Here is a 25,855-nt window from a genome sequence, read left to right on the forward strand (position 1 = left end):
CTACCTCACTCATCCCGTTCATCCGCCGCACGCCGCCTGTCGGGCGATGCCGCGAAGCCTCGTGCGCCACGCGCCGGGTTCGCGTCTCGACAACGCAGGTCGCGTCCAGCTAGCGATTCCGCGCGCCTACGCAGCGCGGCGCTCGCGCGGCAGGGTAAACAGGTCGGCAGCAGGGTGTTCCCCAAGGAGCCTCCCGTGTTGCCGTCTTTTTCTCCCGCCTTGCTTGCACTCGCCGACGGCACGGTCTTTCGTGGTTATTCGATCGGGGCCGAAGGCCACACGATCGGTGAAGTCGTGTTCAACACCGCGATTACCGGCTATCAGGAAATCCTGACCGATCCGAGCTACGCGCGTCAGATCGTCACGCTCACCTACCCGCATATCGGCAACGTCGGCGTCAACGCCGAAGACGTCGAAGCCACGAAAGTCCATGCCGCCGGCCTGATCATCCGTGATCTGCCGACGCTCGCATCGAACTTCCGCATGGACCGCACGCTCGGCGATTACCTGCGCGACGAAGGCGTCGTCGCGATCGCCGGCATCGATACCCGCAAGCTGACCCGGATCCTGCGCGACAAGGGCGCGCAGAGCGGCTGCATCCTGGCCGGCTCGGACGACGAGGCGAAGGCGATCGAGCTCGCGCGCTCGTTCGCGGGCCTCGCGGGCATGGATCTCGCGAAGGTCGTGTCGACCACCAAGCCGTTCGAGTGGAAGCAGACCGAATGGCGCCTCGGCAGCGGCTACGGCATGCAGGAAGCGCCGAAGTACCGCGTCGTCGCGTATGACTTCGGCGTCAAGTACAACATCCTGCGCATGCTCGCGGAGCGCGGCTGCCACGTGACGGTGCTGCCGGCACAAGCGAGCGCGGAAGATGCGCTCGCGCTGAATCCGGACGGCATCTTCCTGTCGAACGGCCCCGGCGATCCGGAACCGTGCGACTACGCGATCGCGGCCACGAAGCAGTTCATCGAGCGCGGCGTGCCGACCTTCGGCATCTGCCTCGGCCACCAGATCATGGGCCTCGCGGTCGGCGCGAAGACGCTCAAGATGAAGACGGGCCACCACGGCGCGAACCATCCGGTGAAGGATCTCGGCGACGGTCGCGTGGTGATCACGTCGCAGAACCACGGCTTCGCGGTCGACGCGGATTCGCTGCCGGCCAACGCGCGCGTGACGCACGTGTCGCTGTTCGACGGCACGCTGCAGGGCTTCGAGCTGACCGACAAGCCGGCATTCTGCTTCCAGGGCCACCCGGAAGCGTCGCCCGGCCCGCACGACATCGGCTATCTGTTCGACCGTTTCACCGCACTGATGGACGCGGCGAAGCAGCGCAACGCCTGACGCAACTGAAGCAACCGAAGAACGGGAGATTCGCATCATGTTCGGCCACGCACTCGGCATCACGGATATCTGGACCTACGTGTTCGGCGTGATCTTCATCATCCTGCTGCCGGGGCCGAACTCGATGTACGTGCTGTCGCTCGCGGCGCAGCGCGGCGTGAAGGCCGGCTATCGCGCGGCCTGCGGCGTGTTCGTCGGCGATACGGTGCTGATGGTGCTGTCCGCCGCGGGCGTCGCGTCGCTGCTGAAGGCGAACCCGCTGCTGTTCTCCGTCGTGAAGTACGGCGGCGCCGCTTACCTGCTGTACATCGGCACCGGGATGCTGCGCAGCGCGTGGCAGAAGCTGCGCGCGCGTGGCGATGCGCCGGCCGAGGCAGCGCCCGCGGTCGACGGCGAGCGGCCGTTTCGCAAGGCGCTGATCGTGAGCCTCCTGAATCCGAAGGCGATCCTGTTCTTCATCTCGTTCTTCATCCAGTTCGTCGACCCGGCCTTCCCGCATCCCGCGCTGTCGTTCGTCGTGCTCGGGGCGATCGCGCAATGCGCGAGCTTCCTGTACCTGAGCACGCTGATCTTCGCGGGCGCACGGCTCGCCGAGCATTTCCGCCGCCGCCGCAGGCTCGCGGCGGGCGCGGCGAGCAGCGTGGGCGGCCTGTTCATCGGTTTCTCGGTGAAGCTCGCGCTCGCCACCATGAGCTGAGCGCGGCCTGCCGACCGACGACAACGCCACGACAAAGATTACTTACTGAATTCACAAGCCATGCCAAAACGCACAGACATCAAAAGCATCCTCATCATCGGCGCCGGCCCGATCATCATCGGCCAGGCTTGCGAGTTCGACTATTCGGGCGCGCAGGCTTGCAAGGCGCTGCGTGAAGAGGGCTACAAGGTCGTCCTCGTGAACAGCAACCCGGCGACGATCATGACCGACCCGAACACGGCCGACGTCACGTACATCGAGCCGATCACGTGGGAAGTGGTCGCACGCATCATCGAGAAGGAGCGCCCGGACGCGATCCTGCCGACGATGGGCGGCCAGACCGCGCTGAACTGCGCGCTCGACCTGCACCACCACGGCGTGCTCGAGAAGTTCGGCGTCGAGCTGATCGGCGCGTCGCCGGAAGCGATCGACAAGGCGGAAGACCGCCAGAAATTCAAGGAAGCGATGACCAAGATCGGTCTCGGTTCCGCGAAGTCGGGCATCGCGCACTCGATGGAAGAAGCGACCCAGGTGCACGCCGAGATCATGGCCGGCACCGGCGGCAGCGGCTACCCGGTCGTGATCCGTCCGTCGTTCACGCTCGGCGGCTCGGGCGGCGGCATCGCATACAACCGCGAAGAATTCGAAGAGATCTGCAAGCGCGGCCTCGACCTGTCGCCGACGCGCGAGCTGCTGATCGAGGAATCGCTGCTCGGCTGGAAGGAATACGAGATGGAAGTCGTGCGCGACCGCGCCGACAACTGCATCATCGTGTGCTCGATCGAGAACCTCGACCCGATGGGCGTGCACACCGGCGACTCGATCACGGTCGCGCCGGCGCAGACGCTCACCGACAAGGAATACCAGATCCTGCGTAACGCATCGCTCGCGGTGCTGCGCGAGATCGGCGTCGACACGGGCGGCTCGAACGTGCAGTTCTCGATCAATCCGAAGGACGGCCGCATGGTCGTCATCGAGATGAACCCGCGCGTGTCGCGTTCGTCGGCGCTTGCGTCGAAGGCAACCGGCTTCCCGATCGCGAAGGTTGCGGCGAAGCTGGCGGTCGGCTACACGCTCGACGAGCTGAAGAACGAAATCACCGGCGGCCAGACGCCGGCGTCGTTCGAGCCGACGATCGACTACGTCGTCACGAAGATCCCGCGCTTCGCGTTCGAGAAGTTCCGCGAAGCCGATTCGCGCCTGACCACGCAGATGAAGTCGGTCGGTGAAGTGATGGCGATCGGCCGCACGTTCCAAGAATCGTTCCAGAAGGCGCTGCGCGGCCTCGAAGTCGGCGTCGACGGTCTCGACGAGAAGTCGACCGACCGCGACGAGATCGCGATCGAGATCCACGAGCCGGGCCCGGACCGCATCTGGTACGTCGGCGATGCGTTCCGCATCGGCATGACGGCCGAGGAAATCTTCGCGGAAACCGCGATCGACCCGTGGTTCCTCGAGCAGATCGAGCAGATCATCCTGAAGGAAAAGGCGCTCGCGGGCCGCACGCTCGCGTCGCTGACGTTCGACGAGTTGCGCTTCCTGAAGCAGAGCGGCTTCTCCGACCGCCGCCTCGCGAAGCTGCTCGGCGCGACGCCGGAAGACGTCCGTCGCCGCCGCATCGAACTGAACGTGCGCCCGGTCTACAAGCGCGTCGACACCTGCGCGGCCGAGTTCGCGACCAAGACAGCCTACATGTACTCGACCTACGAGGAAGAGTGCGAGGCGCAGCCGACCACCAACAAGAAGATCATGGTGCTGGGCGGCGGCCCGAACCGGATCGGCCAGGGCATCGAGTTCGACTACTGCTGCGTGCATGCGGCCCTCGCGATGCGCGAGGACGGTTACGAAACGATCATGGTCAACTGCAACCCGGAAACGGTGTCGACCGACTACGACACGTCCGACCGCCTGTACTTCGAGCCGCTGACGCTGGAAGACGTGCTCGAGATCGTCGACAAGGAAAAGCCGGTCGGCGTGATCGTCCAGTACGGCGGCCAGACGCCGCTGAAGCTCGCGCTCGACCTCGAGGCGCACGGCGTGCCGATCGTCGGCACGTCGCCGGACATGATCGACGCGGCCGAAGACCGCGAACGCTTCCAGAAGCTGCTGCAGGACCTCGGCCTGCGCCAGCCGCCGAACCGCACCGCGCGCGCCGAAGAAGAAGCGCTCGCGCTGGCGGCCGAAATCGGCTACCCGCTCGTCGTGCGTCCGTCGTACGTGCTGGGCGGCCGCGCGATGGAAATCGTCCACGAGCCGCGCGACCTCGAGCGCTACATGCGCGAGGCCGTGAAGGTGTCGAACGATTCGCCGGTGCTGCTCGACCGCTTCCTGAACGACGCGATCGAATGCGACGTCGACTGCATCTGCGACGGCGAGTCGGTGTTCATCGGCGGCGTGATGGAGCACATCGAGCAGGCGGGCGTCCACTCGGGCGACTCGGCATGCTCGCTGCCGCCGTACTCGCTGTCGAAGGAAACCGTGGCCGAGCTGAAGCGCCAGACGGGCGCGATGGCGAAGGCGCTGAACGTGGTCGGCCTGATGAACGTGCAGTTCGCGATCCAGCAGGTGCCGCAGGCGGACGGCTCGAAGCAGGACATCATCTACGTGCTCGAAGTGAACCCGCGCGCGTCGCGCACGGTGCCGTACGTGTCGAAGGCGACCAGCCTGCCGCTCGCGAAGATCGCGGCGCGCGCGATGGTCGGCCAGAAGCTCGCGCAGCAGGGCGTGACGAAGGAAGTCGAGCCGCCGTACTTCAGCGTGAAGGAAGCGGTGTTCCCGTTCGTCAAGTTCCCGACCGTCGATCCGGTCCTCGGGCCTGAAATGCGTTCGACCGGCGAAGTGATGGGCGTCGGCCAGACCTTCGGCGAAGCGCTGTTCAAGTCGCAGCTTGCGGCCGGTTCGCGCTTGCCGGAGTCGGGCACGGTGCTGCTGACCGTGATGGATGCCGACAAGCCGAAGGCGGTCGAAGTCGCGCGCATGCTGCACGACCTCGGCTACCCGATCGTCGCGACCAAGGGCACGGCTGCCGCGATCGAAGCGGCCGGCGTGCCGGTGAAGGTCGTGAACAAGGTGAAGGACGGCCGTCCGCACATCGTCGACATGATCAAGAACGGCGAGATCGCACTCGTGTTCACGACGGTCGACGAGACGCGCCAGGCGATCGCCGATTCGCGTTCGATCCGCATGAGCGCGCAGGCGCACAAGGTCACGTACTACACGACGATGTCCGGCGCGCGCGCGGCCGTCGAAGGCCTGCGCTACCTGAAGGATCTGGAAGTCTATGATTTACAAGGTCTTCACGCTCGCCTAAACTAAGCAGTCAGTTACCTGTCGAAGCAACACGTGCCGCGATTAAGCGGTGTTTCCGGTTCACCGGAAATACGTTTAATCGCGGTGATTTTTTTTATAGCCGTTTTTAGCGATTGAGCCGTTTATGAGCACCATTCCGTTGACAAAGCGTGGCGCAGAGCAACTGCGCGATGAATTGCAGCGTCTCAAGTCCGTCGAGCGGCCGGCCGTGATCAACGCGATCGCGGAGGCCCGCGCACAGGGCGATCTGTCCGAAAACGCGGAATACGACGCTGCGAAAGAAAAACAGGGCTTCATCGAGGGTCGCATCGCGGAAATCGAATCGAAGCTGTCGGCCGCGCAGGTCATCGATCCCACCGTGCTCGACGCCGAAGGCCGCGTGGTCTTCGCATCGACGGTCGAACTCGAGGATCTCGAGTCCGGCGACACCGTCAAGTACCAGATCGTCGGCGACGACGAAGCCGATATCGATCACGGCCTGATCTCGGTCAGCTCGCCGATCGCGCGCGCGCTGATCGGCAAGTCCGAAGGCGACGTCGCGGCCGTGCAGGCGCCGAGCGGCGTGCGCGAGTACGAAATCATCTCGGTCAGCTATATCTGAAGCGGGGCGACGTGATGCCGCATCGCGTGTTCCGCCTGCTGTCGGCCGTGTGGGTCGGCAGCCTGCTGACGATCGGGTATGCGGTCGCGCCCGTGCTGTTCAGGACGCTGGAGCGGATGACGGCCGGCTCGGTCGCCGCCCAGCTGTTCCGCATCGAGGCGATCCTCGGTGTCGTATGCGGCGTGCTGCTGCTCGCGCTGTCGAACCAGCAGGTGCGGCGCGGCAGCGGCGATTATCGTCGCGTGCGCTGGATCGTCGCGGCGATGGTCGCGTGCGTGCTGGTCGGGTATTTTGCGTTGCAGCCGTTCATGAACGCGCTGCGGGTGGCCGCGATGGAGGCGGGCACCGATATCGCGAACTCGCCGTATGCGAGCCGCTTCGGGATGCTGCACGGCGTCTCGAGCCTGTTCTATCTCGTCGAGAGCGTGCTGGGGCTGATGCTGATCTGGCGTCTGCCGGCGCAAGACGCCTGAATGGCCTGAGCGCCGCGCGGGCAACGCGGCACGGGGTGCCCCGTGCCGCGCGGCGGGATTACTTGCCCTGGTGCGGCCGCTTCGTGCTGGCCTGACGCTTTTTCGCGCGCTTCACCGTGCCGCCTGCCGTCACGCGCTCGTTGCCGCGCACCGTGACCTTCACCGGCCGCGGACGGCGCACCGGGCTCGCGTTCGGCGACACCTTGACGACCTTGACGGTGCGCGGTGCACGGCCTTTCTTGTCGTCGACGGCTTCGGCCGCGCTCGGCAGCGCGCCGGCACGACGGCCGCGGGCCGGGGCCGCCACGGCAGCCTCGGGCTTCCAGATCACCAGCAGCTTGCCGATGTGCTGGATCGGCGCCGCGTTCAGGCGGTCGCAGATCTCGTCGTAAATGGCGACGCGCTCGTCGCGCTCGTCACCGAACACACGGATCTTGATCAACTGGTGCGCAGCGAGGTGCACCTTGATTTCCTTCAGCACGGCGTCGGTGAGCCCTTCGGCGCCGATCAGCACGACGGGCTTGAGCGCATGGGCCTGGGAGCGCAGCGCGGAGCGCTCGGCGGGGGAAAGCGAAAGGGCGGGCATGGAAATGTCGAAATCTAAATAGGGGCGCGCTGCGTCAGAAGCGAATCGCGGGAAGTTACCGCATCAGCCGCGCGCCGAAACCACGTAAAATCGCGGCTTGGGCCCGGAAGGGGCCGCAGCCGCGCGAAGAAGACGCGTATTATCCGCCAAAAGCACGGCTTCACGAAGCAAATAGCAGCAATCTCTCTCTCGAATGGCAAAAAACCGCTTTAACCAGCACTGGCTGCACGACCACATCAACGACCCGTACGTCAAAATGGCGCAGCGGGAGGGCTATCGCGCGCGCGCCGCGTACAAGCTGAAGGAAATCGACGAGCAGGACAAGCTGATCCGTCCGGGCCAGGTGATCGTCGACCTCGGCGCGACGCCGGGCAGCTGGAGCCAGTATGCCCGCAACAAGCTCGCGCAGGGCAAGAAGCGCGACGCGGAGCGCGAAGGCGGCATCGACGGCACGATCGTGGCGCTCGACATCCTGCCGATGGAGCCGATCGCCGACGTCCACTTCCTGCAGGGCGACTTCCGCGAAGACGAGGTCCTCCACCGGCTCGAAGAAGTGCTCGAAGGTCGCGCGGTGGACCTTGTTATTTCCGACATGGCCCCCAACCTTTCCGGCGTGGCCTCGGCGGACGCGGCGCGCATCGAGCATCTGTGCGATCTGGCGCTCGAATTCGCGCAGAATCATCTGAAGCCGGACGGTGCGCTGCTCGTGAAGTGCTTTCACGGCAGCGGCTACAGCCAGATCGTCGAAAAGTTCAAACAGCAGTTTAAGACTGTCGCGCCGCGCAAGCCGAAGGCGTCCCGCGACAAATCGTCCGAAACGTTCATTTTGGGTCGGCATCTGAAGCATCCGCGCTGACGCGCAGCGGCGTGCCGCAAACGGGCTCCGGCCCTTGCCAGACAAGCGAAGCGCTATCGCGGCGGTTGTCAATCCTTATGGCAGGGGTGGTCGGACTGGATTAGAATGACCGAGGAGCGCCGCAAGGAAAATGTAGGCGCTCGTCTACGAGTGAAGGAGTGGTGCTTTGAACAACAATATGTTTTCGAAGGCAGCAGTGTGGCTGGTGATCGCACTGGTGCTGTTTACGGTGTTCAAGCAGTTCGACAAGCCCCGCGTCCAGGAAGGTGTGTCCTATTCGCAGTTCATGGACGACGCCAAGAACGGCAAGGTCAAGAACGTCATCGTTCAGGGGCGCAACCTCACCGTCACTCCGGCTGATGGCCAGAAATACCAGATCGTGTCGCCCGGCGACATCTGGATGGTCGGCGATCTGATGAAGTACGGCGTGCAGGTCAGCGGCAAGGCCGACGACGAGCCGAACGCGCTGATGTCCGCGCTGTACTACCTCGGGCCGACGATCCTGATCATCGTGTTCTGGTTCTACATGATGAGGCAGATGCAGGGAGGCGGCAAAGGCGGCGCATTCTCGTTCGGGAAATCGCGTGCGCGGCTGATCGACGAGAACAACAACGCGGTGAACTTCTCCGATGTCGCGGGCTGCGACGAAGCGAAGGAAGAAGTGTCCGAGCTCGTCGACTTCCTGCGCGACCCGCAGAAATTCCAGAAGCTGGGCGGTCGCATTCCGCGCGGCGTGCTGCTCGTCGGCCCTCCGGGTACCGGCAAGACGCTGCTCGCCCGCGCGATCGCCGGTGAAGCGAAGGTGCCGTTCTTCAGCATCTCGGGTTCCGACTTCGTCGAAATGTTCGTCGGCGTCGGCGCGGCCCGTGTGCGCGACATGTTCGAGCAGGCGAAGAAGCACGCACCGTGCATCGTGTTCATCGACGAAATCGACGCGGTCGGCCGTCATCGCGGCGCCGGCATGGGCGGCGGCAACGACGAGCGCGAGCAGACGCTGAACCAGATGCTGGTCGAGATGGACGGCTTCGAAGCGAACTCGGGCGTGATCGTGATCGCCGCGACCAACCGTTCCGACGTGCTCGACAAGGCGCTGCTGCGTCCGGGCCGTTTCGACCGCCAGGTCTATGTCGGCCTGCCGGACATTCGCGGCCGCGAGCAGATCATGCGCGTGCACCTGCGCAAGGTGCCGATCGCGAACGACGTCGACGCAGCGGTCATCGCGCGCGGCACGCCGGGCTTCTCGGGCGCCGATCTCGCGAACCTCGTGAACGAAGCGGCGCTGTTCGCTGCCCGCCGCGGCAAGCGCATCGTCGAGATGCAGGATTTCGAGGACGCGAAGGACAAGATCTTCATGGGTCCGGAGCGCAAGTCGGCGGTGATTCGCGAGGAAGCGAAGCGCGCGACGGCTTACCACGAGTCGGGCCACGCGGTGATCGCGAAGCTGCTGCCGAAGGCCGACCCGGTGCACAAGGTCACGATCATCCCGCGCGGTCGCGCGCTGGGCGTCACGTGGCAACTGCCGGAGCATGACAACGAGACGTATTCGAAGGATTACCTGCTCGACCGCCTGGCGATCCTGTTCGGCGGCCGCGTGGCCGAGGAGCTGTTCCTGAACCTGATCAGCACCGGCGCGTCGGACGACTTCAACAAGGCGACGCAGACGGCACGCGCGATGGTGGCCCGTTTCGGCATGACCGACGCGCTCGGGCCGATGGTCTACGTCGACGACGAGAGCGACAACGGCCCGTTCGGCCGAGGCTTCACGCGCACGATCTCGGAAGCGACGCAGCAGAAGGTCGACGGCGAAATCCGCCGCGTGCTCGACGAACAGTACGGCCTTGCACGCCGCCTGCTCGAAGAGAACCGCGACAAGGTGGAGGCAATGACGGCCGCGCTGATGGAGTGGGAAACGATCGACGCCGATCAGATCAACGACATCATGGAAGGGCGTCCGCCGCGCTCGCCGAAGAGTTCGCCGGCTGTCGGCGGCGATTCGTCGGGCGGCGGCACCACCGCCGAAGTGAAGCCCGGCAACGCGCCGGCGCCTGCTTCGCCGGCCTGACCTTTGCCGTAGCACCGTTCACGGGCTGGTGTGGCTTCACACCGGCCCGTTTTGCATTCATCAACGCCTCCCGCCCGTGCCCGATTCCGCTGTTTCAGCATCCATTCCCGCGCCGCTGCAGTGCGGCCGTTTCTCCCTGACGTTCGAGCGCCCGCTCGTGATGGGCATTCTGAACGCCACCCCCGATTCGTTCTCCGACGGCGGCCGCTTCCTCGCGCGCGACGATGCGCTGCGCCAGGCCGAGCGGATGATCGCCGAAGGCGTCGACCTGATCGACATCGGTGGCGAGTCGACGCGTCCCGGCGCGCCGCCCGTGCCGCTCGACGAGGAACTCGCGCGCGTGATCCCGCTGGTCGAAGCGTTGCGGCCGCTGAACGTACCGCTGTCGATCGACACCTACAAGCCGGCCGTGATGCGCGCGGCGCTCGCTGCCGGCGCGGACTTGATCAACGACATCTGGGGTTTCCGTCAGCCGGGCGCGATCGATGCGGTGCGCGAGGGTAACAGCGGGCTGTGCGCGATGCACATGCTCGGCGAGCCGCAGACGATGCAGGTCGGCGAGCCCGATTACGGCGACGTCGTGAGCGACGTGCGCGATTTTCTCGCCGCGCGCGCGCAGGCGCTGCGCGACGCGGGCGTCGCGCCGGAACGGATCTGCGTCGACCCGGGCTTCGGGTTCGGCAAGGCGGTGGTCGACGACAACTACGCGCTGCTGGCCGCGTTGCCGGACACGGCGCCGGCGCGGCCCGACGGGCGCGCGTATCCGATTCTCGCGGGCATGTCGCGCAAGTCGATGCTCGGCGCGGTGATCGGCGGCAAGCCGCCGATGGAACGCGTCGCGGCGAGCGTGGCGGCCGCGTTGTGCGCGCTCGAGCGTGGAGCTGCGATCGTGCGCGTGCACGACGTCGCGGCGACGGTTGATGCGTTGAAGGTCTGGAACGCCGTGCGCGAAGCCGCGCGGCAACGATAAGTCAGAAATCAGAAAGACGAAGGAGGAAGGTTCGCCATGGGACGTCGATATTTCGGCACGGACGGCATTCGCGGCACGGTGGGCGAGGCGCCCATCACGCCTGATTTCGTGTTGCGTCTCGGCTATGCAGCCGGCAAGGTACTGGCCGGTGCGGCCGACGTCGCGGCCGGTGCACGGCCGACGGTACTGATCGGCAAGGACACGCGCGTGTCTGGCTACATGCTCGAGGCCGCGCTCGAGGCCGGCTTCTCGGCGGCCGGCGTCGACGTGATGCTGGCCGGCCCGATGCCGACGCCGGGCGTCGCGTACCTGACGCGCGCGCTGCGCCTGTCGGCCGGCGTCGTGATCAGCGCATCGCACAACCCGTACCAGGACAACGGGATCAAGTTCTTCTCCGCCGACGGCAACAAGCTGCCCGACGAAACGGAAGCCGAGATCGAGGCATGGCTCGACAAGCCGCTCGAATGCGCATCGTCGGACCGGCTCGGCAAGGCGCGCCGCCTCGACGATGCGGCCGGCCGCTACATCGAGTTCTGCAAGAGCACGTTTCCGGCCGCCTACGATCTGCGCGGGCTGAAGCTCGTGATCGACTGCGCGCACGGCGCCGCGTACCAGATCGCACCGCACGTGTTCCACGAGCTCGGCGCGGAAGTGATCCCGATCGGCGTCGCGCCGAACGGCTTCAACATCAACGACGGCGTCGGCGCCACCGCGCCTGATGCACTGGTGCGCGCGGTGCGGGCGAACCATGCGGACCTCGGCATCGCGCTCGACGGCGATGCGGACCGCCTGCAGGTCGTCGATTCGACCGGCCGGCTGTACAACGGCGACGAGCTGCTCTACGTGCTCGTGAAGGACCGCATCGCGACCGTTGGCAAGGTCGACGGCGCGGTCGGCACACTGATGACGAACCTCGCGGTCGAAGTTGCGCTGCAGCGTGAGGGCGTCGAATTCGTGCGCGCGGCGGTCGGCGACCGCTATGTGCTCGAACAATTGCGCGAGCGCGGCTGGCTGCTCGGCGCGGAAGGCTCGGGCCACATCCTGTCGCTCGACCGCCATTCGACCGGCGACGGCATCGTGTCGGCGCTGCTCGTGCTGGCCGCGCTCAAGCGCAGCGGCCGCACGCTCGCGCAGATGCTCGACGGCGTCACGCTGTTCCCGCAGAAGCTGATCAACGTGCGGATGAAACCGGGCGCCGACTGGAAGGGCAACGCATCGATTCGTGCGGCGATCGACGCGGCCGAAGGCGCGCTGGCCGGTCACGGCCGCGTGCTGATCCGCGCGTCGGGCACCGAGCCCGTGCTGCGCGTGATGGTCGAGGCCCGGCATGCGGCCGACGCGACGCGTCACGCGGAAGCGATCGCCGACGCGGTGCGCGCGGCGACGGCCTGAACCGGCTCGGCGACGGCGCGCGACGGTCCGGCCGTATGCGCCGCCGCTCCGGTGATTTGACATGCGGCGCCTGCGGGCGCCGCAATTCGTCAGACGCAAAGGTTTGCGCTATTAAATAGAAGGCGCTTTCGACGCGGATTTCGTCTGATCAAACACACACTCCGACCCTGAATCGCGACAGCCGCGCAAGGGGCTTTCCGACCGGCGTGCGCTGCGATACGATCCGCTCGCACCCCGCATCGGCGGGTACCAATCTACCTCTTCCCGACCGGCAATTCTTGCCGCCAACCCCGCCACGCCGCGCTCGTGCGGCTGCCCGAACCGGGCCCGCTACACCCTTTCAACCAGTCATGTTACTGTCACGCCAGTTTCATCGATTGTCACATTATCGTCATGAGGAGCCCCTAACCTTCGCGGTGCCGTAGTCATCCGCTCACACACTGGAGGTCTCATGAAATTGATGCAAACCGCGATTGCCGGCCTGGCTGGCGCGCTTTTCGCAGTCGCCGCGCAAGCTGCCGACATCACGGGCGCAGGCAGCACGTTCGCGATGCCGATCTATACGAAATGGGCTGCGGACTACCAGCAGTCCGGCGGCGCGAAGGTGAACTACCAGGGTATCGGCTCGTCGGGCGGCCTGAAGCAGATCGTCGCGAAGACGGTCGATTTTGCCGGTTCGGACGCGCCGCTGAAGGATGACGAGCTCGCGAAGGAAGGCCTGTTCCAGTTCCCGACGGTGGTCGGCGGCGTGGTGCCGGTGATCAACGTGCCGGGCGTGAAGGCCGGCGAACTGACGCTGTCGGGCCCGGTGCTCGGCGACATCTATCTCGGCAAGATCAAGAAGTGGAACGACCCGGCGATCGCCGCGCTGAACCCGAAGGTCAAGCTGCCGGATACGGACATCGCGGTCGTTCGCCGCGCTGACGGCTCGGGCACGAGCTTCATCTGGACGAACTACCTGTCGAAGGTCAACGACGAATGGAAGTCGAAGATCGGCGAAGGCACGACGGTCAACTGGCCGACGGGTACGGGCGGCAAGGGCAACGACGGCGTCGCGGCGTTCGTGCAGCGCCTGCCGGGCGCGATCGGCTACGTCGAGTGGGCGTACGCGAAGAAGAACAACATGATCTACACGGCCCTGAAGAACTCGACGGGCACGGTGGTCGAGCCGAAGACCGAAACGTTCAAGGCCGCTGCTGCAGGCGCGAACTGGTCGAAGTCGTTCTACCAGATCCTGACGAACCAGCCGGGCAAGGAAGCATGGCCGGTCGTCGGCGCGACGTTCGTGCTGCTGCACGCGAAGCAGGACAAGCCGGAGCAGGGCGCCGAAACGCTGAAGTTCTTCAGCTGGGCGTTCAAGAACGGCGAGAAGGCTGCCGACAGCCTCGACTACATCTCGCTGCCGGCATCGGTCGAGACGGAAATCCGCAAGCAGTGGAAGACGAAGGTGACGGACGCATCGGGCAAGCCGGTCGCCGCAGAGTAAGCCATCCAGCGGTTCGCTGCCCGGTCGTGCCGGCCGGGCAGTGTGTGCGGTAAGGCCGGGCGTTACGGCGCCCGGCGATCCAGAACAGGCGCCCATGTCTGATATTTCGTACACGTCCTCCCGGGCCGATGCCGCGCAGCAACGCGCGCCGAGCCGTCTCGGAGACGTTCTGTTCGGCGGCCTCGCACGGCTCGCCGCGATCGTGACCCTGCTGCTGCTGGGCGGGATCATCGTTTCCCTCATCATTGCGTCGCTGCCGACCATCCAGAAGTTCGGCCTCGGCTTCCTGTGGCAATCCGAGTGGGATCCGAACTCGGATGTCTACGGCGCAGTCGTGCCGATCTACGGCACGATCGTGACGTCGTTGATTGCACTCGTCATCGCGGTGCCGGTCAGCTTCGGCATCGCGCTGTTCCTCACCGAACTGTCGCCCGTGTGGCTGCGCCGCCCGCTCGGCATCGCGATCGAGCTGCTCGCCGCGATTCCGTCGATCGTGTACGGCATGTGGGGCCTGCTCGTGTTCGCGCCGATCTTCGCCGAATACTTCCAGAAGCCGATCGGCCATCTCTTCAAGGACGTGTGGGTGCTCGGTCCGCTGACGGCCGGCGCGCCGATCGGCATCGGCATTCTCGCGGCCGGCGTGATCCTCGCGATCATGATCATCCCGTACATCGCATCGGTGATGCGCGACGTGTTCGAAGTCACGCCCGTGCTGCTGAAGGAATCGGCGTACGGGATCGGCTGCACGACGTGGGAAGTGATGTGGAAGGTCGTGCTGCCCTATACGAAGACCGGCGTGATCGGCGGCGTGATGCTCGGCCTTGGCCGCGCGCTCGGCGAAACGATGGCCGTGACCTTCGTGATCGGCAACACGAACCTGCTCGACAGCGTGTCGCTGTTCGCACCGGGCAACAGCATCACGTCGGCGCTCGCGAACGAATTCGCGGAAGCGCAACCGGGCCTGCATACGTCCGCCCTGATGGAACTGGGCCTGATCCTGTTCGTGATCACGTTCATCGTGCTGTCCATCTCCAAACTGCTGCTGCTTCGTCTCGAGAAGGGAGAGGGCAAGAAATGAGCGAGCCCATCATGAATTTCCCGGGGCCGAACGGCGCCGCGCTCGACGCGATGCGCAACCGCCTGCAGCGCAAGCGCAAGGTGACCAACGCGATCGCGCTGACCGCGTCGCTCGCCGCGATGGCATTCGGCCTGCTTTGGCTCGTGTGGATTCTCTACACGACGGTGCATCTCGGTGTCGGCGGCCTGTCGCTGCAGCTGTTCACCGAATCGACGCCGGCACCGAACACCGAAGGCGGCGGCCTGGCGAACGCGATCGTCGGCAGCCTGCTGCTGTGCGGTTTCGGCACGCTGGTCGGCACGCCGATCGGCATCCTCGCGGGCGTCTATCTCGCTGAATACGGCCAGAAGAACCTGCTGGCGAGCACGATCCGCTTCATCAACGACATCCTGCTGTCGGCGCCGTCGATCGTGATCGGCCTGTTCGTGTACGCGATCGTCGTCGCGAAGTCGGGGCGCTTTTCGGGCTGGGCCGGCGTGATCGCGCTCGCGCTGCTGCAGATTCCGATCGTGATCCGCACGACGGAGAACATGCTGAAGCTCGTGCCGAACGCGCTGCGCGAAGCCGCCGTCGCGCTCGGCACGCCGAAGTGGCGCATGGTGTTGAAGATCACGCTGCGCGCGTCGGTCGGCGGGATCGTGACGGGCGTGCTGCTCGCGATCGCGCGGATCGCCGGCGAAACGGCGCCGCTGCTGTTCACGGCCCTGTCGAACCAGTTCTTCTCGGTCGACATGAGCCAGCCGATGGCCAACCTGCCCGTCACGATCTACAAGTTCGCGATGAGCCCGTTCGCCGAATGGCAGTCGCTCGCATGGGCGGGCGTGTTCCTGATCACGCTCGGGGTGCTCGGACTCAACATCCTGGCGCGCTCGATCTTCTCGAAAAAGTAACGGCGGAGCAATCCGATGAATATGGCAGAAAGCCACCTGAATCCCGTCGAGCGCACCGCTGCGCCCGCCGGCACGCACGATGCGGCGCATGGCCGTCCGCTGGCGCCGCTGAACGCGAAGATCGAGGTCAACAACCTCAACTTCTTCTACAACAAGTTCCACGCGCTGAAGAACATCAACCTGCGCATTCCCGAAGGGAAGGTGACGGCGTTCATCGGCCCGTCGGGCTGCGGCAAGTCGACGCTCTTGCGCACGTTCAACAAGATGTTCGCGCTCTATCCGGAGCAGCGTGCCGAAGGCGAAATCCTGATGGACGGCGAGAACCTGCTGACCACCAAGCGCGACATCTCGCTGCTGCGTGCGCGGATCGGCATGGTGTTCCAGAAGCCGACCCCGTTCCCGATGTCGATCTACGACAACATCGCGTTCGGCGTGAAGATGTTCGAAAAGCTCACGCGTTCGGAGATGGACGATCGCGTCGAGTGGGCGCTGACGAAGGCCGCGCTGTGGAACGAAGTGAAGGACAAGCTGAACCAGAGCGGCTACGGTCTGTCGGGCGGCCAGCAGCAGCGTCTGTGCATCGCGCGCGGCATCGCGATCCGTCCGGAAGTGCTGCTGCTCGACGAGCCGTGCTCGGCGCTCGACCCGATCTCGACGGGCCGCATCGAGGAACTGATCGCGGAGCTGAAGAGCGACTACACGGTCGTGATCGTCACGCACAACATGCAGCAGGCCGCACGCTGCTCGGACTTCACGGCCTACATGTACCTGGGCGAGCTGATCGAATTCGGCGAAACCGAAAAGATCTTCATCAAGCCGGTGCGCAAGGAAACGGAAGACTACATCACCGGCCGTTTCGGCTGATGACGGAGAACCACAACCATGTCGGATAAACATCTGTCGAGCCAGTTCGACGCGGACCTGAATGCCGTGTCGTCGAAAGTGCTGGAAATGGGCGGGCTCGTCGAGTCGCAGATCGTCGGCGCGATGCATGCGCTGAACGAATTCGACCGCGATGCGGCCGAGAAGGTGATCGCGGCCGAGGAAACGCTGAACGCGATGGAAGTCGACATCGACCAGGAGTGCGGCAACATCATCGCGCGGAGGCAGCCGGCCGCGCGCGACCTGCGTCTTCTGATGTCGATTTCGAAAACGATTACGAACCTCGAGCGCGCCGGCGACGAGGCCGAGAAGATCGCGAAGCGCGTGCGCCGCCTGATCGAAGAACCGGCCGCGCGTGCGGTGAACATCGCCGAGATCAAGGTGTCGGGCGAGATGGCCGTGACGATCCTGCGCCGCGCGCTCGACGCGTTCGCGCGCCTCGATACGGTGGCGGCCGCGCAGATCGTCAAGGACGACAAGGAAATCGACCTCGAATTCCGCGCGTTCGTGCGCAAGCTCGTGTCGTACATGCAGGAAGATCCGCGCACGATCTCGGTCGGCCTCGAGTATCTGTTCATCGCGAAGGCGATCGAACGGATCGGCGACCACGCGAAGAACATCGCCGAATTCATCATCTACATCGTGAAGGGCACCGACGTGCGGCACCAGCCGCGCGACACGCTCGATCGCGAAGCCAACAGTTAATCGACTCCGTATAGGAAGAACAGAGGTGCCGATGCCCAGCAACATTCTCGTCGTCGAAGATGAGCCAGCGATTTCCGAACTGATCTCGGTGAATCTCCAGCATGCCGGTCACTGCCCGATCCGCGCGTACAACGCGGAGCAGGCGCAGAACCTGATCAGCGACGTGCTGCCCGATCTCGTGCTGCTCGACTGGATGCTGCCGGGCAAGTCCGGCATCGCGTTCGCGCGCGACCTGCGCAACAACGAACGGACCAAGCATATCCCGATCATCATGCTGACCGCGCGCGGCGACGAGCAGGACAAGGTGCTCGGCCTCGAGATCGGCGCGGACGACTACGTGACGAAGCCGTTCTCGCCGAAGGAACTGATGGCGCGCATCAAGGCCGTGCTGCGCCGCCGCGCGCCGCAGCTGACCGAGGACGTCGTGTCGATCAACGGGCTGCGCCTCGATCCGGCCACGCATCGGGTCGCCGCGCACGGCGACGGCAGCGAGATCAAGCTCGATCTCGGCCCGACCGAATTCCGCCTGCTGCATTTCTTCATGACGCATCCGGAGCGCGTGCACAGCCGCACGCAACTGCTCGACCAGGTCTGGGGCGATCATGTGTTCGTCGAGGAACGCACCGTCGACGTCCATATCAAACGATTGCGCGCGGCCTTGAAACCGGCCGGCTGCGATGCGATGATCGAGACCGTGCGCGGCAGCGGCTACCGGCTCGCCAAGCACGCGTAACGTATCCGGGCATGCCGTGTGCCGCGGCATGCCGTTCATTCTTTCGGACGCTGAATCATGAACATCATCTGGGCGCGCTTTCTGGTGTCGCTCGTGCTGCTCGTGCTGATCAGCGTATTGGTCGGCGTATTCGCCGGCCCGACCGCGGCCCTCGGGTTCGCGGCCGTGATGCTGGTCGCGCAGGGCTTCTTCAGCACCTTCCATACGCAACGCCTGTGGCGTCTGCTCGATGCGCCCGTCTACGGCGAGGTGCCGAGCGCACCGGGCATCTGGGGTGAAATCTACTACCGGCTGCACAAGCTCGCGAAGCAGTGGCATGCGCAGGTGCGCCAGGTCGAGCAGCAGCATTCGCGCTTCATCCAGGCGATCCAGGCGTCGCCGAACGGCGTCGCGATGCTCGACGACCATGACCAGATCGAGTGGTGCAACGCGATCGCCGAGGTGCACTTCGGCCTCGATGCGAAGCGCGACCTGCGCCAGCACATCACGAACCTGGTGCGTCATCCGGAGTTCGTCCGTTACCTGAACGCGCAGCATTACGACGAGACGCTCGTGATGCGCGGGATGGGCGACTCGCGGCAGAACGTGCTGGAAGTGCAGGTTTTCCCGTACGGCGAGAACCGCAAGCTGCTGCTCACGCAGGACATCACGGAGCTCGAGCGGACCGACGCGATGCGGCGCGACTTCGTCGCGAACGTGTCGCACGAACTGAAGACGCCGCTGACCGTGCTGTCGGGCTTCCTCGAGACGATGCGCGAACTGCCGCTGAACGAGGAAGATCGCGCGCGCTATCTCGAGATGATGGAGCAGCAGGCGTCGCGGATGCGGCACATCGTCACCGACCTGCTGGTGCTCGCGAAGCTCGAGGGCGAAAGCAAGCCGCCGATGGATCACGCGATCGACATGCGTGCCGTGTTCGACCATCTGAAGGAAGATGCGCAGACGCTGTCGAACGGGCATCACGAGATCGCGTTCGCGATCGACGAGACGCTCGGCGTCACAGGCGCGCAGACCGAAGTGTTCAGCGCGTTCGCGAACCTCGTGACCAACGCGATCCGCTATACGCCGGACGGCGGCAAGATTTTCGTGTCGTGGCGGCGCGAGGGCGCGCAGGGTGTGTTCTCCGTCACCGACAGCGGCTTCGGCATTCCGGCCGCCGACCTGCCGCGGCTGACCGAACGCTTCTACCGCGTCGACCGCAGCCGCTCGCGCGATACGGGCGGCACGGGGCTCGGTCTCGCGATCGTCAAGCACGTGCTGCAGCGGCACGACTCGCACTTGTACGTGCAGAGCGAGGAAGGGCGCGGCAGCACGTTCACCGCGCGCTTCCCGGGCTCGCGGATCATTGCGATCCGGCCGGCCGCGTTCGAGGCGTGAGCGCGTCACGCGAAGCGGCGCCTCACGTCGGCACCCCGGCGGAATGAAAAAAGCACAGCCCTCGGGCTGTGCTTTTTCGTTTGGTGCGCGGCACGCGAAACCGTGCGCCGGGTGCCTACGAACAGAACTTCGCGAGCAGCCCGAGCTGTGCGTTGCGGATCGTCTTGCCCGCGCGCCGCCGGCGGTAGTGGCCGTCGCTGAGCATCTGCCAGGCCGACTGGTTGTCGCCGAGACAGACCGACAGCCCTTCGGCGATCACGCGGCGCTTCAGCTTGCGCTCGCGGATCGGGAACGCGACTTCGACGCGGCGGAACAGGTTGCGGTCCATCCAGTCGGCGCTCGACAGATACACGTCCTCGGCGCCGCCCGCGTGGAAATAGTAGATGCGGTGGTGTTCGAGGAAGCGCCCGACGATCGAGCGCACCGTGATGTTGTCCGACAGCCCCGGCACGCCCGGCTTCAGCGCGCACACGCCGCGCACGATCAGGTCGACCTTCACGCCGGCCTGCGACGCTTCGTACAGCGCGGCGATCACCGACGGCTCCAGCAGCGCGTTCATCTTCGCGACCACGCGCGCGCGCTTGCCGGCGCGTGCATTGTCGATCTCCGCGCGGATCGATTCGATGATGCGCGGATGCAGCGTGAACGGCGACTGCCACAGCTCGTGCAGCGTGAGCTCGCCGCCGATCCCGGTCAGCTGCTGGAACACGTGATGGACGTCCTCGCAGATCTTCTGGTCGGCCGTCATCAGCCCGAAGTCGGTGTAGAGGCGGGCGGTGCGCGGGTGATAGTTGCCGGTGCCGAGGTGCACGTAGCGGCGCAGCGACGCCTTGCCGTTCTGCACGACGCGCCGCACGATCAGCATCATCTTCGCATGGCACTTGTGGCCGACCACGCCGTACACGACGTGCGCGCCGACGGCTTCGAGCTGCGACGCCCAGTTGATGTTGGTTTCCTCGTCGAAGCGCGCGAGCAGCTCGACGACGACGGTCACTTCCTTGCCGTTGCGCGCGGCTTCCATCAGCGCGTCCATCAGCGGCGAATCCGTGCCGGTGCGATAGATCGTCTGCTTGATCGCGACGACGCTCGGGTCCTTCGCGGCCTGCTGCAGCAGTTCGAGCACCGGCTGGAAGCTTTCGTACGGGTGATGCAGCAGGATGTCGCCGTCGTCGATCGCGTCGAACATCGTCGGCGCGTTCGCGATCGCGGGGGGGATCGATGCGGTGAACGGCGCGAACTTCAGGTCGGGTCGATCGACGAGATCGGGGATCTGCATCAGCCGCACGAGGTTCACGGAGCCGGACACGCGGTAGCAGTCCTTCTCGCCGAGCAGGCTTTCCTCGAGCAGGCGTCGCACGATATGCGCGGGCGTATCGGCCGACACTTCGAGCCGCACCGCGTTGCCGAGGTGGCGCGCGGGCAGTTCGCCCTGCAGCGCGACGCGCAGGTTGGTGATTTCGTCCTCGTCGACGAACAGTTCGCTGTTGCGCGTGATGCGGAACTGGTTGCAGCTCTTCACGACCAGTTGCGGGAACAGTTCGCCGACGAAGCGCTGCATGAACGAGCTGAGCAGCACGAAGCCGTGCTCGAAGCCCGACAGCGCCTGCGGCATGCGCACGACGCGCGGCAGCGCGCGCGGCGCCTGCACGATGCCCATCACCGCCTGGCGGCCGAACGCGTCGCGGCCTTCGAGCTCGACGACGAAGTTCAGGCTCTTGTTCAGCACGCGCGGGAACGGATGCGCGGGATCGAGGCCGATCGGCGTCAGCACCGGCAGCAGTTCGTCGAGGAAGTAGCGGCGCGCCCATTCGAGCTGCTCGTCGTTCCACGAGTCGCTCGCGTGGAAGTAGATGCCTTCCTGTTCGAGCGCGGGGAGCACGGTTTCGTGCAGCATCGTGTACTGGCGGTGCACGAGCCGTTGCGCGCGCTCGACGACGAGATCGTAGGCGTGCTGCAGCGACATGCCGTCGGGCGTCAGGGCGCCCGGGTTGTCGCGGATCTGTTCCTGGAGGCCGGCCATCCGGACCTCGAAGAACTCGTCGAGGTTGCTGCTGGTGATGCAGATGAAGCGCAGTCGCTCGAGCAACGGAATGTGCGGGTCGGCTGCCTGGGCCAGCACGCGCTCGTTGAAGCCGAGGATGCCGAGTTCACGATTGAGAAGCGGATAGCGGACGGACATCGGCAGAGTAGGGGGTGATTCGGGCGATGATTCGAAAGGACGCTCGGAAACTCTCACGGTACGATGACGTGCTGATGACAATAATGTATTTATATCGGGAAATTCTACGCTTGAACCGATTCGTCTCATAAATGTTTCGGCCATATACTTTCTACCCGAGTACATGCCCGTGAAGCGTGGCAATGGCAAGCGTTCCACGCTTAAAATATCGCCTTTGATTGATCGTCCAGCGAGGCCGGAGCGGCTGCCGCGGGCGAACGCGCACGGAGCCCCCTTCTGATGGTTACATCCCCCCACTTGCTGGCTGCCGTGGATCTCGGCTCGAACAGCTTCCGGCTGATCGTCGGGCGCGTCGAGGAAACGCCGGCGGGCAGCCAGATCTATCCCGTCGATGCGCTGCGCGAGCCGGTTCGACTGGCCGCGGGGCTGTCGAGCGACAAGATGCTCGATCGCGCGTCGCAGGAACGTGGCTGGGAGGCACTCAAGCGGTTCGGCGAGCGCCTGCGCGATTTCCATCCCGATCATGTGCGCGCGGTCGCGACCAACACGTTGCGCGTCGCGAAGAACGCGGGCGAATTCCTCGGCGAAGCCGAAGCGGCGCTCGGTTTTCCGATCGAAGTGATCGCGGGCCGCGAAGAGGCGCGCCTGATCTATGCGGGTGCCGCGCATTCGGTGCCGGCGAGCGCGGGCAAGCGGCTCGTCGTCGACATCGGCGGCGGCTCGACCGAATTCATCATCGGCTCGCACTACACGCCGCTCGTGATGGAGAGTCTCTACATCGGCTGCGTGAGCCATAGCCGGGCGTTCTTCCCGGCCGGCAACGTCGACGAATACACGATGCGGCAGGCCGAACTCGCGGCCAAGCGCGAGATCCAGATCATTTCCAGCGAGTACAAGAAGGCCGGATGGGACCAGGCGATCGGTTCGTCGGGTACCGCGCGTGCGCTCGCGGAACTCGTCGAGGCGAACGGCTTCAACGACGCCGGCATCACGCACGGCATTTCGCGCGGCGGGCTCGAACGCCTGAAGCGCGCGCTGATCAAGGCCGAGAACGTGAACCGGCTGAAGCTGATCGCGCTGAAGCCCGATCGCGTGCCGGTGCTTGCCGGCGGCCTCGCGATCATGCTCGCGGTATTCGAGGAACTGGGTGTCGACTACGTCGACACCACCGACGGCGCGCTGCGTCTCGGCGTGCTGTACGACCTTCTCGGCCGGGCCCAGCACGAGGACATGCGTGCGGTGACCGTCGAGGGTTTCACGCGCCGCTACGGCGTCGATCGCGCGCAGGCCGAGCGGATCGCCGCACTGGCGGTGCGGTTCTACGACGAGCTCGAGGCGTCCGACGACGAAGAAGCGCGCGAGGAAGGCCGGATGTTCCTCGGCTGGGCCGCCGCGCTGCACGAGATCGGCCTGTCGATCTCGCACAGCTCGTATCACAAGCATTCCGCGTATATCGCCAGCAACGCCGACATGCCGGGCTTCTCGCGCACTGACCAGGCGCGCCTCGCCGCGCTCGTGCTCGGGCATGCGGGCAAGCTCGGCAAGCTGTCGCAGGCGCGCGACGTCGAATGGCCGCTGCTGTTTTGCCTGCGGCTCGCCGCGCTGCTGTGCCGGCGCCGGACCGATGCCGGGCTGCCGGACATTTCCGTGTCGCAGATGAAGAAGGGCGGGTATGAAGTGCGCCTGCCGAGCGCATGGGTCGAGCAGAACCCGTTGACCGACTACAGCCTCAGCCAGGAAGCGGCCGAGTGGGAGAAGGTCGGGATTCCGTATCGCGTGGTTTATACGGGCGCGTAACGAGACGCTACCGAGGGCGCGGCGCGCTCGCGCCGCTTGCCTCGCGGTGTGCTCAGTCGGAGCACACGATCGCGGTCAGGAACGGGAACGCCTGCTTGACGGTTGCGTCGCTGCCGGCATTGCGAACGGCCTGCTCGACCGCACTCTTCGTGCCGCGTACCACGACGCCGTACGCCCATTTGCCGATCGGCGTGCCGTCGCCCGGCTGGAAGATCGGATCGTTCGCCTGGTAGCCGAGCACGACGTAGACGCCGAAGCCGTAGGCGGTCAGCGGATGGTTCGTGCGGAACGCGTTCACCGAATTCGCTTCGACGTGCATCGGCTCCGACTCGATGTCGCCGGCCGCGAGCAGCGGCGCGACGAACTTGTGGCCGTTCGAATGGCAGTCGAGCGCGTCGTCGAGCGACTTGGCCGACGCGGCGCCGGACGCGCCGAGGGTGCCGAATGCGCCGACTGCGAGCAGCGCGCCGAGCAGGGCGGTCTTGAAAACGGTTTTTTTCATGCGCGGTTGCGGGTTGGGTCGCGGACATTATCGCGTGTTCCCGCAAGATTCGTGCGCGGGCCGCCGACGCGGGGCCGGCGGAAGCGGCTTGCGGACAAAACGAAAAAGGGCTGCAAGCGCGATGGCTTGCAACCCTTATCGTGTATATCGTGATTGGAGGAAGAAGCTTCGAACCTACGACCATCCGACTCCAAATCGGGGCCCTGCTATTTTCACGTTTGGTCATCGACAAAAATTATAAGTAATTGATTTAATGTGAAATTTAAGCTCACTGCAATTTTCTGTTCCGACCCATCCTTCGCGACGGGAAATTGAGAGCCTCTCCGCCTACATCGCCGATGCCACGGGGGCTCCGCGAATTTATTTCTTACAATTTACTGTCGAGCCTGAGCGTGAGCTTTCACTTCGCTAGGTGACCGGGCGTCAGTTTCTGTCAAAAGAAACCGCATTTCTCAGACGTTAGATAAAATCGCGCGAGCGACTTGGCTGTCGCAACGGCTGACCGTCTTCGTGCAACTGACGTGACGGTCGAACCTGAGAGAGATAAAACGCAAATGGATATCAGACCGTCCGCACTCGGGGACCTGAAGTTTCGCGACCTCTATGAGGCGATCAGTAAGGGTGTTTTGCAGCAGGGGCGGCTGTTGACGTTGAATACGCCGCTCGGCAAGAACGCGTTGGTGCCGCTGCGTGCACGCGGATCAGCCAGAATCGGGCGTGACTATTCGTACACGATCGATGTTGCGTCGACGCGCGACGATACTGCGCTGCTGTCGCTGATGCACCAGCCTGTCACCTTGCAGATTCAGCAAGTCACGGCTCCCTTTGCGGTTCCCGTCTATCGTCCGGTCCACGGTTTCGTGCATCGGGTCGCCTATTTGGGTGGAAACGGTGGTCTTTCCACATACCAGATCGAATTTTCGTCGGCGCTGGTCTTCCTTGAGAAAACCCACAACGAAGAAGGCTGGCTCGAGAAAGACGCCCGCGAGATCATTTCCGACGTGCTGGATCGATATCCGCAACTGCGCGGACAGTACCGTTTCACGTTGTCGTCCGATCCTGCCAAGCGTTCGTGGTGCAGGCAGAGCGAGTCCGATCTTCACTTTGTGAACCGCTTGGCTGAGTCCGAGGGTTGGTATTTCTATTGGGTCCACGAAAACGTTAGCGAAGGTGACGCTCCCAAGACGACGCTCGTCATCGTTGACCGCGTATCGACCCTTCCCGACGCCAAGCCAGTCGAATTCATTCGGGCGAACGACAGCAACGAATCTGATGGCTTCGCCCATTGGGCAGCGGTGCAGACGATGCAGAGCACACGCTACATGTCGCGTGCGTTTGATTACAAGCGGCCCGCATCCGATTTTCAGGTTGAAAGTGGACTTGCCGCGACGAGCTATGTCACTGAGGAGCACCGCCAGAAAGCCGAGCATAGCGTTCCTGATGCGCCGATGACGGTCTACGAATCGACGGCTTACGGCTATTCCAGCTCAGACACTGGTGAGGTGCGAGCGCGACGGCGAGTAGAGATATGGGATGCGCGAGCAAGCCGATATTTTGGCGTCGGAGGCGTGCGGTGGCTCGATGCCGGTTCGCGGTTTGTGTTGAACGGACATCCCCGCCACGAAGGCGGTGATGTGCAGAAGCGAGAGTTTCTGGTGGTCGAGGCGCGTTGGTTCATCGAGAACAATGTCCCGATTGGCCAGCAGACGGCCGAGTTTCCGCAAAGTCTTCGAGCAACGCTGGCCGAGCAACAGGCGATTCACCGTGAGCGGTTCAAGACGCTTGGACATGAGGCGGATGGTTCGGCCGGATTTTTCGTGCTCGAAGTCGAAGCGCAGCCCACGGCTGTTGAATACCGAAGCCCGCTGGATCACCCGAAGCCGATCATGTCGATCGAGCACGCACTTGTTGTGACTCCGGATGGCGCGGAAGCGTGGAC

The 25,855-nt window shown here is 64.8% G+C and carries 21 protein-coding genes; 18 read left to right on the forward strand and 3 right to left on the reverse strand.

Features of this window, described 5'->3' with window-relative positions:
- Positions 1-195 precede the first annotated feature (195 nt).
- The 5 genes from carA (at position 196) to U4Z31_RS31465 (ending at position 6,421) form a co-directional block, all read left to right on the forward strand.
- Entirely contained in the window at positions 196-1,341 is a 1,146-nt protein-coding gene (gene carA / locus U4Z31_RS31445) for a glutamine-hydrolyzing carbamoyl-phosphate synthase small subunit (RefSeq protein WP_044844900.1), read from the forward strand.
- 37 nt (positions 1,342-1,378) lie between these two features.
- A complete protein-coding gene (gene leuE, locus U4Z31_RS31450; protein ID WP_321801431.1) occupies positions 1,379-2,038 on the forward strand; it encodes a leucine efflux protein LeuE in 660 nt (219 codons plus the stop codon).
- A gap of 60 nt (positions 2,039-2,098) precedes the next feature.
- The gene (gene carB / locus U4Z31_RS31455; RefSeq protein ID WP_257775178.1) at positions 2,099-5,353 is read left to right on the forward strand and encodes a carbamoyl-phosphate synthase large subunit; all 3,255 of its coding nucleotides are present in this window, start codon (positions 2,099-2,101) and stop codon (positions 5,351-5,353) included.
- A 118-nt stretch (positions 5,354-5,471) separates the two neighbouring features.
- On the forward strand, positions 5,472-5,948 hold the full coding sequence (greA, locus tag U4Z31_RS31460) for a transcription elongation factor GreA (RefSeq protein WP_021163362.1): 477 nt from the start codon (positions 5,472-5,474) through the stop codon (positions 5,946-5,948).
- 14 nt (positions 5,949-5,962) lie between these two features.
- Positions 5,963-6,421, forward strand: coding sequence for a DUF4149 domain-containing protein (locus U4Z31_RS31465; protein WP_044844897.1), 459 nt, complete (start codon positions 5,963-5,965; stop codon positions 6,419-6,421).
- Positions 6,422-6,479: 58 nt separating this feature from the next.
- On the opposite strand, the gene U4Z31_RS31470 is transcribed toward U4Z31_RS31465, so the two are convergent.
- The gene (locus tag U4Z31_RS31470) at positions 6,480-7,007 is read right to left on the reverse strand and encodes a YhbY family RNA-binding protein (RefSeq protein WP_044844896.1); all 528 of its coding nucleotides are present in this window, start codon (positions 7,005-7,007) and stop codon (positions 6,480-6,482) included.
- Between the two features lie 193 nt (positions 7,008-7,200).
- Here U4Z31_RS31470 and U4Z31_RS31475 point away from each other — a divergent pair, with 193 nt between their 5' ends.
- From U4Z31_RS31475 to phoR, 11 genes are all read left to right on the forward strand, one after another.
- Entirely contained in the window at positions 7,201-7,863 is a 663-nt protein-coding gene (locus U4Z31_RS31475) for an RlmE family RNA methyltransferase (protein WP_044844895.1), read from the forward strand.
- A 166-nt stretch (positions 7,864-8,029) separates the two neighbouring features.
- On the forward strand, positions 8,030-9,925 hold the full coding sequence (gene ftsH, locus U4Z31_RS31480) for an ATP-dependent zinc metalloprotease FtsH (RefSeq protein ID WP_044844894.1): 1,896 nt from the start codon (positions 8,030-8,032) through the stop codon (positions 9,923-9,925).
- A 28-nt stretch (positions 9,926-9,953) separates the two neighbouring features.
- A complete protein-coding gene (gene folP, locus U4Z31_RS31485; protein WP_044844893.1) occupies positions 9,954-10,895 on the forward strand; it encodes a dihydropteroate synthase in 942 nt (313 codons plus the stop codon).
- Between the two features lie 36 nt (positions 10,896-10,931).
- Positions 10,932-12,287, forward strand: a complete 1,356-nt coding sequence (gene glmM / locus U4Z31_RS31490) for a phosphoglucosamine mutase (RefSeq protein WP_321812388.1) — start codon at positions 10,932-10,934, stop codon at positions 12,285-12,287.
- Between the two features lie 451 nt (positions 12,288-12,738).
- A complete protein-coding gene (gene pstS / locus U4Z31_RS31495) occupies positions 12,739-13,773 on the forward strand; it encodes a phosphate ABC transporter substrate-binding protein PstS (RefSeq protein WP_124487586.1) in 1,035 nt (344 codons plus the stop codon).
- 94 nt (positions 13,774-13,867) lie between these two features.
- The gene (gene pstC, locus U4Z31_RS31500) at positions 13,868-14,851 is read left to right on the forward strand and encodes a phosphate ABC transporter permease PstC (RefSeq protein ID WP_321812389.1); all 984 of its coding nucleotides are present in this window, start codon (positions 13,868-13,870) and stop codon (positions 14,849-14,851) included.
- Complete coding sequence (pstA, locus tag U4Z31_RS31505) at positions 14,848-15,741, forward strand: phosphate ABC transporter permease PstA (protein WP_321801445.1); 894 nt, start codon at positions 14,848-14,850, stop codon at positions 15,739-15,741. Before pstC ends, pstA begins: the two co-directional genes overlap by 4 nt.
- A gap of 15 nt (positions 15,742-15,756) precedes the next feature.
- The gene (pstB, locus tag U4Z31_RS31510) at positions 15,757-16,605 is read left to right on the forward strand and encodes a phosphate ABC transporter ATP-binding protein PstB (RefSeq protein ID WP_039319486.1); all 849 of its coding nucleotides are present in this window, start codon (positions 15,757-15,759) and stop codon (positions 16,603-16,605) included.
- Between the two features lie 18 nt (positions 16,606-16,623).
- Positions 16,624-17,328, forward strand: coding sequence for a phosphate signaling complex protein PhoU (gene phoU, locus U4Z31_RS31515; protein ID WP_044844888.1), 705 nt, complete (start codon positions 16,624-16,626; stop codon positions 17,326-17,328).
- 31 nt (positions 17,329-17,359) lie between these two features.
- Positions 17,360-18,061 (forward strand): phosphate regulon transcriptional regulator PhoB, encoded by a 702-nt coding sequence (gene phoB / locus U4Z31_RS31520; RefSeq protein WP_006750313.1) that lies wholly within the window; start codon positions 17,360-17,362, stop codon positions 18,059-18,061.
- A 57-nt stretch (positions 18,062-18,118) separates the two neighbouring features.
- Positions 18,119-19,438 (forward strand): phosphate regulon sensor histidine kinase PhoR, encoded by a 1,320-nt coding sequence (phoR, locus tag U4Z31_RS31525; RefSeq protein WP_257775172.1) that lies wholly within the window; start codon positions 18,119-18,121, stop codon positions 19,436-19,438.
- 115 nt (positions 19,439-19,553) lie between these two features.
- Here phoR and ppk1 read toward each other — a convergent pair whose 3' ends face one another.
- Positions 19,554-21,617, reverse strand: a complete 2,064-nt coding sequence (gene ppk1, locus U4Z31_RS31530) for a polyphosphate kinase 1 (protein WP_044844886.1) — start codon at positions 21,615-21,617, stop codon at positions 19,554-19,556.
- A 279-nt stretch (positions 21,618-21,896) separates the two neighbouring features.
- On the opposite strand from ppk1, the gene ppx reads away from it, so the two are divergent.
- Positions 21,897-23,414: an exopolyphosphatase gene (ppx, locus tag U4Z31_RS31535; RefSeq protein ID WP_044844885.1), complete on the forward strand. Its 1,518-nt coding sequence runs from the start codon at positions 21,897-21,899 to the stop codon at positions 23,412-23,414.
- A gap of 52 nt (positions 23,415-23,466) precedes the next feature.
- Here the strand turns inward: ppx and U4Z31_RS31540 are convergent, their stop codons facing one another.
- Positions 23,467-23,916 (reverse strand): hypothetical protein, encoded by a 450-nt coding sequence (locus tag U4Z31_RS31540; RefSeq protein ID WP_321812390.1) that lies wholly within the window; start codon positions 23,914-23,916, stop codon positions 23,467-23,469.
- Between the two features lie 554 nt (positions 23,917-24,470).
- Here U4Z31_RS31540 and U4Z31_RS31545 point away from each other — a divergent pair.
- On the forward strand, positions 24,471-25,855 hold a 1,385-nt coding region (locus U4Z31_RS31545; protein WP_321812391.1), incomplete at its 3' end, for a phage late control D family protein.

The sequence above is a fragment of the Burkholderia sp. BCC1985 genome, assembly GCF_905339915.1.
GTDB lineage: Bacteria > Pseudomonadota > Gammaproteobacteria > Burkholderiales > Burkholderiaceae > Burkholderia.

What these genes read in the sequence shown, in the direction of transcription:
- leuE (WP_321801431.1), top strand. Translation starts at nt 1,379, where the DNA reads ATGTTCGGCCACGCACTCGGCATCACGGATATCTGGACCTACGTGTTC.
- carB (WP_257775178.1), top strand. Translation starts at nt 2,099, where the DNA reads ATGCCAAAACGCACAGACATCAAAAGCATCCTCATCATCGGCGCCGGC.
- greA (WP_021163362.1), top strand. Translation starts at nt 5,472, where the DNA reads ATGAGCACCATTCCGTTGACAAAGCGTGGCGCAGAGCAACTGCGCGAT.
- U4Z31_RS31465 (WP_044844897.1), top strand. Translation starts at nt 5,963, where the DNA reads ATGCCGCATCGCGTGTTCCGCCTGCTGTCGGCCGTGTGGGTCGGCAGC.
- U4Z31_RS31470 (WP_044844896.1), bottom strand. Translation starts at nt 7,007, where the DNA reads ATGCCCGCCCTTTCGCTTTCCCCCGCCGAGCGCTCCGCGCTGCGCTCC.
- U4Z31_RS31475 (WP_044844895.1), top strand. Translation starts at nt 7,201, where the DNA reads ATGGCAAAAAACCGCTTTAACCAGCACTGGCTGCACGACCACATCAAC.
- glmM (WP_321812388.1), top strand. Translation starts at nt 10,932, where the DNA reads ATGGGACGTCGATATTTCGGCACGGACGGCATTCGCGGCACGGTGGGC.
- pstS (WP_124487586.1), top strand. Translation starts at nt 12,739, where the DNA reads ATGAAATTGATGCAAACCGCGATTGCCGGCCTGGCTGGCGCGCTTTTC.
- pstC (WP_321812389.1), top strand. Translation starts at nt 13,868, where the DNA reads ATGTCTGATATTTCGTACACGTCCTCCCGGGCCGATGCCGCGCAGCAA.
- pstA (WP_321801445.1), top strand. Translation starts at nt 14,848, where the DNA reads ATGAGCGAGCCCATCATGAATTTCCCGGGGCCGAACGGCGCCGCGCTC.
- pstB (WP_039319486.1), top strand. Translation starts at nt 15,757, where the DNA reads ATGAATATGGCAGAAAGCCACCTGAATCCCGTCGAGCGCACCGCTGCG.
- phoU (WP_044844888.1), top strand. Translation starts at nt 16,624, where the DNA reads ATGTCGGATAAACATCTGTCGAGCCAGTTCGACGCGGACCTGAATGCC.
- phoB (WP_006750313.1), top strand. Translation starts at nt 17,360, where the DNA reads ATGCCCAGCAACATTCTCGTCGTCGAAGATGAGCCAGCGATTTCCGAA.
- phoR (WP_257775172.1), top strand. Translation starts at nt 18,119, where the DNA reads ATGAACATCATCTGGGCGCGCTTTCTGGTGTCGCTCGTGCTGCTCGTG.
- ppk1 (WP_044844886.1), bottom strand. Translation starts at nt 21,617, where the DNA reads ATGTCCGTCCGCTATCCGCTTCTCAATCGTGAACTCGGCATCCTCGGC.
- ppx (WP_044844885.1), top strand. Translation starts at nt 21,897, where the DNA reads ATGGTTACATCCCCCCACTTGCTGGCTGCCGTGGATCTCGGCTCGAAC.
- U4Z31_RS31540 (WP_321812390.1), bottom strand. Translation starts at nt 23,916, where the DNA reads ATGAAAAAAACCGTTTTCAAGACCGCCCTGCTCGGCGCGCTGCTCGCA.